Source organism: Bradyrhizobium sp. F1.13.3 (assembly GCF_040548265.1).
In the GTDB taxonomy this organism is placed as follows: Bacteria; Pseudomonadota; Alphaproteobacteria; order Rhizobiales; family Xanthobacteraceae; genus Bradyrhizobium.
The window spans coordinates 160,875-174,515 of record NZ_JBEPRI010000016.1 but is presented as its reverse complement, the minus strand read 5'-3'; the positions used below and the strand labels follow the sequence as shown (position 1 = coordinate 174,515).

The following is a 13,641-nucleotide window of genomic DNA, read 5'->3' as shown; positions in this document are numbered from 1 at the left end:
AACATCAACTTCTTCATATTTTCGCTCCATCCACGTTTCACCCGAACGACACCGGTTCTTTTTCTGGTGTCCGGCATTCCCGGCTCGAATCTAGCTGATCCGACCAGCATGCGACGTGCCCAGGCGGCAACAGTCGGGTAAATTCAGCAATAAGCATGCTCTGGTTGTGGCAGAGACATTGACCAATCAACCAGGAGTCCAGGTCCTGGAGTTGCGCTCGGATGTCGCGTTTGGCCCGTGGCCGACCCTCGCTCACGTGGCCGGGCGGTCGAACCGCATGTCGATGCGCGGATTGTTCTTGAAGTCGTCAGCCGATTGCGCCTCGTTCCATCGGGGAAGTATCAGGCAAAGCACTGTGTTCTCGCGGCGGGATCCACGCCAGGACCGCGCTAGTCATGCTCGTACTGTTCCGAGAGGAACTGGCTAATCGCGTCGAACGCCTGGAACCGGTTTTTCTCCAGCAGAACCATGTGCGTGCCTTCGCCGATCTCGACCCATCGCCGATATCGCGCCTGTTCCAGCGAGAGGAAGAGATCCTGTGCCGAGCTGATGGGCACGTCGCGGTCCCATTCGGCGTGGACCAGAAGCACCGGCACGCGAATGGCGCTGGCGTCGTAAAGGGCCTTGCCGGCGGCCCAGTATTCGCGGATGTCCAGGATCGGGCCGTTCACGGCCCGCATGAGCGGACGAGCTCCTGTGCTAGCCTGCGGGTCTGTTGCGAGCGAGATGTTCGCCCACAGTTCGAAGCCGCCTGCTGGAATTAGACTTGGTCGCGCTGCTTCGGGCGCTGCCGAAAGCCAGCGCTCCCTGAAGTCCAGAACAGGGACGTTGCGATAGGCTCCGAGCCGGCCGCCCGCATCGATCGGAGCCGGGCCCTTCAGCAACCATAGCGGCGCCACCAGCGCGAGCTTTACGATCTTGTCGTTATTGTCTGTCGTGTAAGCACCGGCCACGGAGCCGCCCCAGGACATGGCGACCAGATTGAGCCGCGTGATGTTGCGCTGCTTCAGGATGTATTGAACTGCGCTGGCGAGATCGCGCACGCCGATTTCGGTGCGCACAAGCGGCTCGGAGTCCTCCGGCGGCGCATCCATTTGGTGCGGACGCGTCGATCCGCCATAGCCGCGCACATCGAGTGCAAAGACGTCGTAGCCGTGCCCGGCGAGATAATCCATGAAGGAGACGCCGCCGAGCGGTGCGTCGAACAGACTTTCTGACGAATAGGTCGCGCCATGCATCATCAGGATGGTTCGCTCGGCGGAAAACGTCTTGAGCGCCGCTTGTCGCTTGTTGCGCAAGTGAAGCGAGATGCCGGCCGTGTCGCTCGGGATCATGAGATCCTCGACCACGATGTCGGGCCCGTCTGCGCATACGGAAGTTCTCTGGTCCATGGTCGGTCTCCTTGATCAGAGGAATTGCCAGGCAAAGCGATCGCCGCGACGGTCGATGCGTCCGACGGACGATTGTGCGAAATGGGTGGTGAAGACGGTTGCGCCAAGCTCGGCTGCGTCCTCGAGCACGGCGGCGCGCGAGCGCAAGGCGGCCTCAGGGAATTCGCAGAAGCAGGAATTGAGCGAAGGCTCATACACCTGCAGCGGATGGTGCATCACGTCGCCGGCAAAAAGCGCCTGCTCGCCCCGTGACACGAGGCGGATCGACGCGTGATCGATGCTGTGGCCAGGTGTCGGAATGAAGGAGATGCCGTCGAGGACCTCCTCACCATTCACGGAGATGAGCTGGGCAAGCCCTGCCTCGATCACCGGCCGCACGCTGTCGTCATAGACACGGTCAGCCGGCTTGCGCACTGCCGGGCCGAGGGCAGGGCCCGGGCGGGCTGCCCCTGCGGGCTCCGTGCCCGCCGCGAGGCTCTCGCCGTAGGCCTGCTCGATCCGGGAGAAGACGTAGGTCGCATTCGGGAACGTCGGGATCCAGCGATTGTCGACGAGTCGCGTGTTCCAGCCGACGTGGTCAGCGTGGACATGAGTGAGTAGAACGTAGTCAACCTGTTCCGGGGTGACGCCTGCCGCGGCCAGCCGCGCCAAGAAGGGCTCGCTTAGACGATGGAGTGGCGGGATGTCGGGCCGGTTCTTGTCGTTGCCGGTCGCCGTGTCGATCAGGATCGTGTGGTGCGGGGTTTTGACCAACCAGCTGTGGATGCTTTGAATGAAGGTGCCCGTCGCAGGATCGAAAGAGCCCGCCTCGAGCTGGTCGCGATGGCGCTCCAGCGCATCCGGCTCGGCGTCAGGATAGAGGGCGCCGAACTTGAATGCGGCAAGCCGCAGTTCATCGATCCGCGTGACGGCTGCATCGCCAACGCGATAGGTTTTCGTCGCTTGCGTCATCAAGGTCCTCCACTCCAGGTCGTGGCTGAGCCGGCCTGATTGCCGGCGACGCCGTGACCGTGAAGTACGAAGCGCGCCACGCCGCGGGGAGGGCCGTGGGCTCGATAGGTCCCATCGACCCCGTCGATATCGAAAGGCTGTCAGCCCGGCTTTTCAGACCGCCATTTTGCCTTTACCTCTCTCATCGCGGCTCGTCCGGCCGCGATCATGTGCCTTGAACGGAGGAGGACCGATGCCGGATGCGGAACGCGGTTCAGGTCGGCCGGCCGACGACACCGATCTCTCCGAGATCGACCTTGGCCTATTGCTCGCCCTGGAGGCTCTGCTGCGCGAGCGGAACGTCACGCGCGCGGCGTCGCGCCTGAACATCGGCCAGCCGGCGCTATCGGCTCGGTTGAACCGGCTGCGACAGGTCTTTGCCGACCCGTTGTTCGTGCCCGCGGCGGCGGGCCGCGGCGTCGTTCCGACGACGAGAGCGGTGGAGCTGCAGGCCGAGCTGGCGGACGTGCTCGGCAAGCTCCGTCGCATGGTCGAAGGGCCGGCCGTATTCGACCCGGTCCGCAGCCAGCGCACCTTTGTCGTTGCCATCCATGAGAATCCAGCCGTGACGCTGGCGCCCGGATTCGTCGCGCGGTTGACCTCGATGGCCGCACGGGCGCGGCTGGCCTTCGTTCATCCCACGCGCGACGTCGTCGACCGGCTTGAGCGGGGCGAGATCGACATTCTGGTGACGGGGGCTGACGGAGCACACGGCGATCTGATGCAGCGCCCGCTTTTCGAGGACAGCTTCCTCTCCGCCCAGCGCAAGAGTCATCCCCGCGGCAACGGGGCGCTTGATCTCGATCGCTTTTGTGCGCTCGATCATCTGCTGATCTCTGCCGACGGCGGCGGATTCTCGGGCCTTGTCGACGACGCGCTGGCTGCGCTAGGCCGTTCCCGACGCGTCGCCGTCTCGATTCAAACCTATGCGCTGGCGCCGGTCATCCTTGCCCACAGCGACTGTATCTGCACCCTGCCGCGACGTTTTCTGATGCGATTTTCCCACGAGCTCGATCTCACGCCGCCGCCGCTCGATCTGCCGCCAGCGCGTATCGTTGCGCTGTGGCATCCGCGCAATCAGGAGGACGGAGCTCATGCTTGGCTACGCGAGTGCCTGTATCAAGCGGCCGCCTCCTGATTCGACTTGGTCAACCGCACCAGGTCACGCATTCAGGCTTGATGGTCGTCGGGACTCTCAATCAGCGGGTCCCGTGCCACTATTGCCGGGCGGCGATGGCCGTGATCTCGAGTTTGACGCCGGGACCGAGATCGGCCACGCCGATCGCGGCGCGCGCCGGCAGATGAGCCTCTGCAAAATGCGCCTTCCAGGCCGCATTGAACTCTGCCTTCTCCTTGAGGCTCGCCATGTAGATGGTCACCTGCAAGACGTTGGTCAGATCGGATCCGAGGGTCTTCAGCAGCTGCGCCAACTGCCCGAGGACGTCGTTGGCCTGGCCCGACATATCGAGGCTCGTGTCCTCGGGGACGATTCCACCGATGTAAAGCACGCCATTGTGCTCGACTACTTCGTGGAGCAGACCTTCATAGGGCAAGACGCGCTTGATCATGACGGGACCGATGTTGTGTGTGAGGGGCCGGGATATCGCACATTTCAATGTCAGTGTCGTTGCAAGAGATCTCGCGCCAAGTTACCGAAAAGTTTTACCGAAAGACGGGCCGCGCGGCTCCGAATGAAGCCGACTAGAGTGTTGAAAATAAAGGGACAAATCAGTCGAAAAATCACCGCCGTTGGTTCCCTCGAACGTTCGCCAATCTGTCCTTGCACAAGCGTCCGGCATTTTCGCCGGCCCTGAGCCGACGACATCGAAGAGCGGATCGCTATACTGCGACCCGGATCACATCGGTGCGGCCGGGACAGTGCCGCGACCGGAACAAGGAATGCGACGATGGACGATACGATTGGCTTCCCCGACCCCGGCCTCGACCTGTCCGACGGCTTCAAGCCGCACACCTCGCATTGGGGCGTGTTCTCGGCACGTCAAGGCGAGGCCGGGCTCGAGGTCAGGGCGTATGCGGGCGATCCCGATCCGAACGGCATCATCGGCAATTTTCCCGGCGCGCTGCGCCATCAGGCGCGCATCACCCAACCGGCGATCCGCCGCGGCTGGCTCGAACGCGGTCCCGGTCCGGACGATCGCCGCGGCCGCGACGAATTCGTCTCCGTCAGCTGGGAGAAGGCGCTCGATCTGCTCGGCGACGAACTGGCACGCATCCGTGACACGCGCGGCCCCGGCGCGGTGTTCGGCGGCTCCTATGGCTGGTCGAGCGCGGGCCGCTTCCACCACGCCCAGAGCCAGGTGCATCGCTTCCTCAACATCGCCTTGGGCGGCTATGTGCGCTCGGTGAACTCCTATTCCTCCGGCGCGTCCTCCGTGCTGCTGCCGCAGATCCTCTGCGGTTACGAGGACATCACCAAGCGCAACGTCACCTGGGAGCAGATCGCTGCCGACACGGACATCGTGCTGGCGTTCGGCGGCATGGCGCTGAAGAACTCGATGGTCGCAGGCGGCTCGATCAGCAAGCATGTCGAGCGCGGCGCGATGGAAGCTGCGCGCCGCCGCGGCTGCGAGTTCATCCTGGTCAGCCCGTTGCGCGAAGACCTGCCCGTGGAGGCCGGCGCGGAATGGATGACGTGCGTGCCCGGCACCGACACCGCGCTGATGCTCGGCATCGTCCATACGCTGGTTGCGGAAAACCTGCACGATCAGGCTTTCCTCGATCGCTACACCGAGGGATGGCCCGTCTTCCTGCGCTATCTCACCGGTGACAGCGACGGCCAACCCAAGCATGCCGAATGGGCCGCTGCGATCTGCGGCGTCGACACCGACATGATCCGCAAGCTGGCGCGCCGGCTCGCCGGCAAGCGCGCGCTCATCACCGTCTCCCATTCGCTCCAGCGCGCCGAGCATGGCGAGCAGCCGGTGTGGATGGGCATGGTGCTGGCGGCAGTGCTCGGCCAGATCGGCCTCTCCGGCGGCGGTTACGCCTATTCGTTGGGGGCGATCGGCTATTACGGCCGCCGCGTCAACGACGTGCCGGGGCCGACATTGGGGCAGGGCCGCAACGCTGTCCGCGATTTCATTCCGGTGGCGCGCATCGCCGACATGCTGCTCAATCCCGGTAGCACCTATCGCTACAACGGCGAGACGCGCACCTATCCGGATATCCGCCTCGTCTACTGGGCCGGCGGCAATCCCTTTCATCACCACCAGGACATCAACCGCCTGCGCAAGGCGTTTGCGAAAGTCGACACGCTGGTCGTGCACGAGCTCGCATGGACTGCCACGGCCCGGCATGCCGACATCGTGCTGCCCTCGACGATGACGCTGGAGCGCGAAGACATCGGCTATTCCAGCAACGATCCTCTCATGGTGGCCATGCACCGGATCGCCGAGCCGTTCGGCCTTGCGCGCGACGACTACGAGATCTTCGCCGATCTCGCCGACCGTCTTGGCGCGCGCGAACCCTTCACCGAGGGCCGGACGTCACGTCAGTGGCTGGAACATCTTTATGAGCCGACCCGCGCCTCGCTCGAAGCGCGCGGCCTGGAGGCCCCGAGGTTCGAAGAGTTCTGGCGGCGCGGCAGCCTGGTGGTGCCGCAACAGCCCGACGACGGCGGCCGGCTGCGCCGCTTCCGCGACGATCCCGTCAATCACGCTTTGCCGACGCCGAGCGGCCGCATCGAAATATTCTCCGCCAAGATCGCGGGTCATGGCGATGCGGATTGTGCGGGCCATCCGGTCTGGCTGGAGAAGTCCGACATGCCTAAGCCGGGGGCGCCGTGCTTCCTGGTCGCGAACCAGCCGGTGACGCGTCTGCATAGCCAGCTCGATTTCGGTGGACATTCGCTTCAAAGCAAACATCGCGGGCGCGAGGTCGCGCGCATGAACCCGCAGGACATTGACGCGCGCGGGATCAGGGACGGCGACATCATCCGGCTGTTCAACGAGCGCGGCGCCTGTCTCGCCGCGGTCCACGTCACCGACGGTATCGCGCCGGGCGTGGTCCAGCTCCCGACCGGCGCCTGGTACGACCCGATGGACCCCGAAGACGACGCGCCGCTCTGCGTGCACGGCAATCCGAACGTGCTCACCCGCGACGTCGGTACCTCGTCCTTTGCGCAAGGCTGCACCGGCCAGCTCACGACGGTCGAGGTCGAGAAGTTCACCGGCAATCTGCCGCCGATCCGGGCTTTCGATCCGGTGTAGAAAAAAAAGGGGCCGCCCTGTGGGTGCAGGGACGGCCCGAGTGGCTCGCAGGCCCGGGAGGATGAGGGCGCGAGCGGATGCTTACGCGGCTGCGCTGATCCAGTCCCTCTCCGTCGAAGGACGACGCGGAGGGAGTGCTTGCACCTCTTGCCGTTCGCCCTTGTTGGCGAGGCGCCAGCGTGCCGGAGATTGATCGCTGATGCGCTTGAAGACGGTCGAAAAATGCGCCTGCGTGCTGAAGCCGACCGCAAGCGCAATCTCCGCCAGCGGCCGCTCGGTGGTCGCCAGCAACGTCTTGGCCTGCTCGATCCGGTGATTGAGCAGATATTCGCGGGGCCGGAAACCGGTCGCGACGCGGAACTGCGCCGCAAAGTGCATTCTGGACAGGCCGGCGACGTTGGCGAGTTCGGACAGGCTGATGCCGCGGTGGAAATGATCGGCGACATATTGCTCAACCCGCCGCAGCCGCCATTTCGGCAAGGCATTGACCTTGACGCGTGGCAATTCCAGGCGCGCGAGATGCATCGCGAGGGTTTGGCCAATGCAGCGCGTAAACTCGTGGTCCGCGGCGTCGCCAAGTTCGATCAGCGCCTTGGCAAGCTCGGCTGCGAGCGGGTCGCGCAACAGGACGAGATCATTCAATCCTTCGGTCGCCGAAGATTGCTCCGGAAAGTGATCCGCGGAGATGTGAAAGTGCAGGAAGGCGCATGGCGACTGGAATTGCACCGCGAGGGGCTTCGACGGCGCGGTGAGATACAGTGTGCCTGCGGGCATGGTGCCGTCGAAAATGACCTGACGATCCCGGGTGAGTTTCGCGCGCGTGGCCTTCAGTGCGATGCCGACGAAATAGCGATCGTCAGGCGTCGTCGCCTGGTGCAACGAGGTGCTCCGCGGGTCCTCCCATCGCGAGATCGCGATGTCATCGGCGGCCGCCCCGGTGCGCGGATCGACCTGACGCCATTGACGCTCCCGAATGATCGCTTGTGTTGCCTGGGGGATCTCGCAATCCCCCGAGCCGCCCGGAAATTCAATCCAGGCTTCAGCCGCCTGCAAATTGGTCAACATCGTTCGTCCTCTCCGGGCTTCCTCCGCTGTTTGCGACCAGCAAACGCGCAAAGCCCCACGTTTTCCATGGTGAGAGGATAGGGGTGAGCTGCGCTGCAAGCTCGTTAGTGGTGATTAGGATGTGTTAGTTTTTGTGGGAGCGCATCAGGTGCGACATCCCGTCTCAGGAAACGCCTTTTTTGCAAATTTTATCAGATATTTGCGCCTCCCTGATCCGACTCGGGAGAGCGCAGAACATCCCGTGGAGATCGATGCGGCGGTGTGAGTTCTGTGCAGTGCCCTCGCTGGACCTCGCACGAGTGCCGGGTATAGTCGCGCCGCATTTCCATGGATCAGCTGTCAGGATGAGTCAGAAGTGACCGAGCTCTCGACCGGACACGGCCCCCGCGGCAGCAACGCCGCGACGATCCCAGCTTTCGATGCCGTCGCGTTCGGGCCCTTTTCGCTTCGGTCGCGGCTGCTGGAGAAGGATGGCTTGCCGGTCAGGCTCGGCAGCCGCGCGACGGATATCTTGCGCCTGCTGGTCAGTCGCGCCGGCGAAGTGGTCCCGAAGGACGAAATTCTCGGCTATGCGTGGTCCGGACTTTCCGTCGAGGAGGTCAGCCTGCGCGTCCATGTCGCGGAGCTGCGCAAGGTGCTCGGCGACGGAAAGGATGGGGCACGTTACATCACCACCATTCCGGGGCGGGGCTATTGCTTCGTCGCGCCCGTGCGGCGTGGCGAGCGCGCGGAGTTGCCTGCGCCGGCGTCGCGTGCGCCTGGAAGCGCCGCCCCGCCACCGTCGCTGCCGCGCCGATTGGACCGGATGGTCGGGCGGGATGACGCCGTGGCCGAGTTGGCGGCCCGCTTGCTCCGCGATCGCTTCGTCACGCTGCGAGGGCCGGGCGGCATCGGCAAGACCACCGTTGCGACCGCGCTCGCGCACGAGATGTGCGATAGCTTCGACGGCAACGTCCATTTCCTCGAATTCGGTCCGCTCAAGGACGCGGCCCTGGTCGCGAGCACGGTCGCCGCCGCGTTGGGCCTCGTCGTGCACCACGATGACCCCTCGGCCAGCATCGTCAATTTCCTGCGTGGCCGCCGGCTGCTTCTCGTGCTCGACAGCTGCGAGCACGTCGTCGAGGAGGTCGCGCGCCTTGCAGAAAACATCTACCGGGAGGCGCCCGGCATCGTCATCCTCGCAACCAGCCGCGAGTCGCTGCTGGTGGAAGGCGAGCAGATTTTCGAGCTCGTTTCGCTCCCTGGGCCACCGCAGGACACCCGCCTCAGTGCCGGCGAGGTGCTGGCTTATCCCGCTGTGCGCTTGTTCGTCGATCGCGCCGTCGCGGCCGGGCATCGCGACGGCATCACCGACGACGATGCCGAGGTCCTAGCCCGGATTTGCGGCAAGCTCGATGGCATCGCGCTGGCGATCGAGCTGGCTGCCGCACGTGTCGGTCTCTATGGACTGCGCGAGATGGCTGCGCTGCTCGACAATCGGCTGCAGCTCGAATGGCGCGGGCGGCGAACGGCGCCGCCGCGGCAGCAGACGCTCGGCGCTACGCTCGACTGGAGTTTCGGTCTGATCGGCGAGAACGAGCGGATCGTATTTCAGCGCCTCGCCGTCTTCGCAGGTCACTTCACGTTGAAGGGCGCGATAGCGGTCGCGGCCGGCGCGGAGATGCCGGAGGATCGCGTCGTCGAGGCGCTGGAGCAACTCGTGGTGAAGTCGCTGGTTTCCGTTCAGCCGGACGGCGCATCGCGGCGCTATCGCCTGCTCGACGCAACGCGCGCCTATGCCCTGCAGAAGCTGGCCGACGGCGGACAGCTGGCCCAGGTCGCGCACCGTCACGCTCTCTATGTTCAATGCACGCTCGAAGCGGGCATGAAGGATAAGGAGGGCAGCGATCATGCGTTACGTTTGCAGGAACGCGCGAGCCTGCTCGCCGATGCCCGCGCTGCGCTGCAATGGGTTTATGCCAACGACGAAGGCGCCGGCTTGCGCGTGCCGCTCGCCGGCAGCTGTACAAGGCTGTTCGTCGAACTCAATTTGCTGAACGAGGCGCGCATCTGGTCCGATCGCGCACTCGCAATGCTCGACGAGGCCGACCGGGGTGGCGCATGGGAGCTCGAACTTCGGTCGACGCTCGGTCACGCCTTCATGTTCACCGAGCGCAACAGCGAGCAGGCGGAAGCGGCGCTCAAGCGCGGGCTGGAAATAGCGGAAGCGCTTTCCGATCACGCCAACACATTCAGGCTGTTGTCCCGGCTCAACATGTTCTATCGCCGAACCGGTCGCTATCGGCATCTGGTGCCGACTGCGCTTTACGCCGAGCGGATTGCCCGCGTCATCGGCGATACCGCGGGCATCGCCGGGAGCAAAGCGCTTCTCGGCGTGTCATATCACCTCGCGGGAGACCAGGCCGAGGCGCAAGCCCATCTCGACCAGGGCCTGCGCGACGATGCTGCGCTCCGCGGGACCCAACCCGGGCATTTCGCCTATTCACGCACGCCGCAGATTCCGCTCGCACGCGTGCTGTGGCTGCGCGGTTTTCCCGATCGTGCGCTTGAATGCGTCCGGCCGCTTGTCGGCGCTTCAGCGCCGCATGACGTGGTCATGCATTGTATCGCATTATGCTGGTCCGCTTCGGTGTTCGGCTGGCTCGGCGACTGGTCGTCAGTCGAGGCCATGACCGATCGCCTGGCCGCGCATGCGAGCATGCACGGACTCGTGCCCTACGAAGCCGTCGCGACGGGTTTTCGGGCGCAGAGCATGATCGCTCGAGGCGAGGTCGCCGGCGGCGTCGAGCTGATGCGGAGCGCGCTTCCACGCCTGCACGCCGATCGCTACGAACTCTACGCCTCGGCGTTCGCCGCGGATCTGTCTCGGGGCCTGGTCAGCTTGGGACAATTGACGGAGGGCATTCAGGTTCTTCACGAAACCATTCTGCGGGTCGAGCAGGAAGGCGGCGCCTTCGACATGCCCGAGCTGCTCCGTCTGCGCGGAGAGCTGGAGGCCCATGGCGGCAATCCCGACGCGGCCGAGGCAGATCTTGTCGCCTCGATCTCGCTCGCCGAACAGCAGGGCGCGTTATCCTGGCGGCTGCGGGCCGAGATGTCGCTGGCGCGCCTTCGAATCCGGCAGCGTGTGCAAGATCCGCTCGAACAGCTCGCCCAAACCTATGCCCGGTTCTCGGAAGGATTCGAGACCGCCGACCTCATTGCAGCACGGCGCATGCTGAACGAGCCGGCGGCCTGAACAGTCGAAGCGACCGTGCCCTTCTCGCTGCTGAGCGCGTCCATCAGCGCTCAACCCTTGTGTCCACCCAGCCGCCCCAGGAAGTCGCGGACAAGCGAAGCGATTTCGTCGGTGGCTTCATCCAGCGCGAAGTGGCCGGCCTCGAGGATGTGAACCTCGGCATCCGGCACATCGTCGCGATAGGCCGTGGCGCCTGCGACGGTGAAGGACGGATCGTATTTGCCCCAGACCACAAGGGTCGGTGGCCGCGTCTGGCGCAACCAAGCCTGCCAGTTTGGATAGGAAGCGACGTTGGTGCGGTAATCCAGGAACAGCGTGGTCTGAATCTCGGCCTGGCCGGGACGCGTCAGGAACGCGTATTCGTCGATCCAGGTGTGGGGATCGTAGCGCTCGGGACGCGGGCTCGAGCCGAGATGCCGCTGACGCGTCGCCTCCAGGGACGTGAAATTGGCCTTGAGCGCCTCGATCTCATGTGCCGGATCGGCCCAGTATTTCCTGCGCGCATTCCAGAGAGGGCTCAGCCCCTGCTCGTGCGAAACCGCGTTCTGGATGATGATGGCGCGCACGCGTTCGGGATGCGCCAGCGCCATGCGGAAGCCGACAGGACCTCCATAGTCCTGCATGAACAAGACGTAGTCGGTAAGGCCGAGCTTCGTTGTGAGCTCGCCGATTACGGCGGCGAGGTTGTCGAATGTATAGGTGAAATCGGACGGCGGCGGCGCGCTGCTGCTGCCGAAGCCGGGATAGTCCGGCGCGATCAGATGATATTTGTCGGCGAGCAGCGGCATCAGCGGCTCCCACATCCGCGACGACGATGGAAACCCGTGGAGCAGCAGCACCGTTGGAGCGTCGGTGGGTCCAGCCTCGCGGTAGAAGATCTCGAGGCCGCGGATGTCGACCTTGTGATAGCTGATCGAGCGCCGGCTCGATCGCAGGTCCTGCGCCGAGGCCTGCACGGCCGCGCAGGCCAAAGCGGCCGAGAGGGCAAGTGCGGCTGGAATGTTCATGTCATCGCTCCGATCCGGCATGTGGGGTGAAGATCTACGCCGAGAGGCACCATCGCGGGCGCCTCTCGCACTGTGCGCATCCGAGCTTTACGAAGCGCGTGCCAGCGGCTTGCCCTTTAGGGCGGCCAGCAGGGCCTGCGCGGCCGGACCCGAGGAGTGCGGGTTCTGGCCCGTGAGCAAGAGGCCGTCGGTGACGACGTGAACGCCCCAGTTTGCCGTTTTCGAGAAGACGGCGCCGAGCTTCAGCATTTCGTCTTCGACCAGGAAAGGCACCACTTTGGTGAGGCCGACGTCCTCCTCTTCTCCGTTGGTGAAACCGGTCACCTCCTTGCCCTGGACCAGTGGCTTGCCGTCGGGCGTCTTGACGTGGCGCAGCGCACCAGTCGAGTGGCAGACGACGGCGACTGTCTTGCCGGCGGCAAGGAAGGATTCGATGAGCTTGATCGAGTCCTTGTCCTCGGCGAGGTCCCACATCGGGCCGTGACCGCCTGGATAGAAGACGGTGTCGAAGTCTTTCTGGTTGACGCTGTCGAGGCGAACCGTCTTGTCGAGCTGAGCTTCCGCGGCTGCGTCGGCCTCGAAGCGCAGCGTTAGGTCGGTGCGGAATTCGAGCTCGTTGCTCTTGGGGTCGAGCGGGGGACGGCCGCCCTTTGGCGAGGCGAGGGTGATCTCGGCCCCGGAATCCCTAAAGACAAAATAGGGGGCGGCGAGCTCCTCGAGCCAGAAGCCCGTCTTGCGCCCGGTGTTGCCGAGCTGGTCGTGCGAGGTGATGACCATCAATATTTTCATGACCGTTCTCCTTGAGTGCGTTTCCTGCGATGACGCACTCCATTGCGGTGGAGATGCGCCGATCTCGTCCGAGCACGTCACGTCGTTCGTTGCTCGCGATCCCAATCTGCACTGAAGGCCGGCTGTTGGCTCGTTATGTATTGTTAGGCGTTGAGAGCACGGAGATGTCGCGCGTGCCGCTACTCGAAGACGGCGTCAAAGATCTCGACGTCCATCAGCACGGGCTTGGTGACCACGGTTCCATCGGGCCGCAGCGTCTGCGCGCGTCGGAGCGTCGGTACCACGATCCCGCCGAAGCTGTCATGGGCCCAGGAGTAATGCGCGACCTTCATCCCGAACAGATCGTGATCGGTCCGCCGTTGCAACGCGTTGTCGTCGAAATAGAAGATCTGCTCGGGCGCGAGCGTTATCAGGCCCGGCGGGAACTGCGCCCGCAACCGCCGCCATGACTCGTTGTTCTCCTGCCACGGTGGCAGTTCCTCCACCACGACATCTGGATGAGCGAGCAGGAATGGATTGGTCAGATAATTCCAGATCGCGACGCCGCAGAAGAAGACGAGATGCAGTTCGTCCACCAGCGTGGGCGAACCGGCCTCGGTGAACGCGAGGCTTGGATTGCGCCAGGTCCGCAGGATCTCACCCTCGAGGCTTTCGATCGTGATCGCGTCCGGCTGAAAAGAGCCGGAGTGTTCGCCTCCGGTGATGCCGGTGAAGCGGACCGACTGGGTGCGGGTCGAACCCTCCGCCGTCACGTCCTTGAATTCGCTGGCATGTCCGGTGCTGGAGAACAGCGTTCCGGCGACGGAGAGGTGAAGCGTGAACCGGCTCAAGCTATTCCAGCGGGCCATTCCGCCGCTGGCATCAATTACATCGTCAAGAAGCGCCATGTCCCGCCATATCCACCATGAAGTGCCACCACCATGGCGGGGCGG

10 protein-coding genes are annotated in these 13,641 nt (G+C 64.4%); 3 read left to right on the top strand and 7 right to left on the bottom strand.

The annotated features are described in order from the left end of the window. Positions 1–389 precede the first annotated feature (389 nt). Both ABIB66_RS33875 and ABIB66_RS33870 read right to left on the bottom strand, forming a co-directional pair. Positions 390–1,391: an alpha/beta hydrolase gene (locus ABIB66_RS33875; RefSeq protein WP_354210548.1), complete on the bottom strand. Its 1,002-nt coding sequence runs from the start codon at positions 1,389–1,391 to the stop codon at positions 390–392. Between the two features lie 15 nt (positions 1,392–1,406). Continuing rightward, a complete protein-coding gene (locus ABIB66_RS33870; protein WP_354210550.1) occupies positions 1,407–2,342 on the bottom strand; it encodes an MBL fold metallo-hydrolase in 936 nt (311 codons plus the stop codon). A 304-nt stretch (positions 2,343–2,646) separates the two neighbouring features. On the opposite strand from ABIB66_RS33870, the gene ABIB66_RS33865 reads away from it, so the two are divergent. Then, on the top strand, positions 2,647–3,519 hold the full coding sequence (locus tag ABIB66_RS33865) for a LysR family transcriptional regulator (protein WP_354210552.1): 873 nt from the start codon (positions 2,647–2,649) through the stop codon (positions 3,517–3,519). A gap of 79 nt (positions 3,520–3,598) precedes the next feature. Here the strand turns inward: ABIB66_RS33865 and ABIB66_RS33860 are convergent, their stop codons facing one another. Continuing rightward, positions 3,599–3,949, bottom strand: a complete 351-nt coding sequence (locus tag ABIB66_RS33860) for a RidA family protein (RefSeq protein ID WP_354065460.1) — start codon at positions 3,947–3,949, stop codon at positions 3,599–3,601. Between the two features lie 339 nt (positions 3,950–4,288). On the opposite strand from ABIB66_RS33860, the gene ABIB66_RS33855 reads away from it, so the two are divergent. Further along, the gene (locus tag ABIB66_RS33855; protein ID WP_354210554.1) at positions 4,289–6,610 is read left to right on the top strand and encodes a molybdopterin guanine dinucleotide-containing S/N-oxide reductase; all 2,322 of its coding nucleotides are present in this window, start codon (positions 4,289–4,291) and stop codon (positions 6,608–6,610) included. Positions 6,611–6,691: 81 nt separating this feature from the next. Here the strand turns inward: ABIB66_RS33855 and ABIB66_RS33850 are convergent, their stop codons facing one another. Then, complete coding sequence (locus ABIB66_RS33850; RefSeq protein ID WP_354210556.1) at positions 6,692–7,675, bottom strand: helix-turn-helix domain-containing protein; 984 nt, start codon at positions 7,673–7,675, stop codon at positions 6,692–6,694. Between the two features lie 355 nt (positions 7,676–8,030). Here ABIB66_RS33850 and ABIB66_RS33845 point away from each other — a divergent pair, with 355 nt between their 5' ends. Beyond that, complete coding sequence (locus tag ABIB66_RS33845) at positions 8,031–10,913, top strand: ATP-binding protein (protein ID WP_354210558.1); 2,883 nt, start codon at positions 8,031–8,033, stop codon at positions 10,911–10,913. A 50-nt stretch (positions 10,914–10,963) separates the two neighbouring features. Here ABIB66_RS33845 and ABIB66_RS33840 read toward each other — a convergent pair whose 3' ends face one another. The 3 genes from ABIB66_RS33840 to ABIB66_RS33830 all read right to left on the bottom strand — a co-directional run bounded on the left by ABIB66_RS33840 (position 10,964) and on the right by ABIB66_RS33830 (position 13,596). After that, positions 10,964–11,920, bottom strand: coding sequence for an alpha/beta fold hydrolase (locus tag ABIB66_RS33840; RefSeq protein ID WP_354210560.1), 957 nt, complete (start codon positions 11,918–11,920; stop codon positions 10,964–10,966). 87 nt (positions 11,921–12,007) lie between these two features. Continuing rightward, positions 12,008–12,709, bottom strand: a complete 702-nt coding sequence (locus ABIB66_RS33835) for a type 1 glutamine amidotransferase domain-containing protein (RefSeq protein WP_354210562.1) — start codon at positions 12,707–12,709, stop codon at positions 12,008–12,010. Between the two features lie 179 nt (positions 12,710–12,888). After that, positions 12,889–13,596, bottom strand: coding sequence for a hypothetical protein (locus ABIB66_RS33830; RefSeq protein WP_354210564.1), 708 nt, complete (start codon positions 13,594–13,596; stop codon positions 12,889–12,891). Positions 13,597–13,641 lie beyond the last annotated feature (45 nt).

Excerpts from the sequence above, each read along its gene's own strand:
- ABIB66_RS33875 (WP_354210548.1), bottom strand. The coding sequence starts at position 1,391 with ATGGACCAGAGAACTTCCGTATGCGCAGACGGGCCCGACATCGTGGTC.
- ABIB66_RS33870 (WP_354210550.1), bottom strand. The coding sequence starts at position 2,342 with ATGACGCAAGCGACGAAAACCTATCGCGTTGGCGATGCAGCCGTCACG.
- ABIB66_RS33860 (WP_354065460.1), bottom strand. The coding sequence starts at position 3,949 with ATGATCAAGCGCGTCTTGCCCTATGAAGGTCTGCTCCACGAAGTAGTC.
- ABIB66_RS33855 (WP_354210554.1), top strand. The coding sequence starts at position 4,289 with ATGGACGATACGATTGGCTTCCCCGACCCCGGCCTCGACCTGTCCGAC.
- ABIB66_RS33850 (WP_354210556.1), bottom strand. The coding sequence starts at position 7,675 with ATGTTGACCAATTTGCAGGCGGCTGAAGCCTGGATTGAATTTCCGGGC.
- ABIB66_RS33840 (WP_354210560.1), bottom strand. The coding sequence starts at position 11,920 with ATGAACATTCCAGCCGCACTTGCCCTCTCGGCCGCTTTGGCCTGCGCG.
- ABIB66_RS33835 (WP_354210562.1), bottom strand. The coding sequence starts at position 12,709 with ATGAAAATATTGATGGTCATCACCTCGCACGACCAGCTCGGCAACACC.
- ABIB66_RS33830 (WP_354210564.1), bottom strand. The coding sequence starts at position 13,596 with ATGGCGCTTCTTGACGATGTAATTGATGCCAGCGGCGGAATGGCCCGC.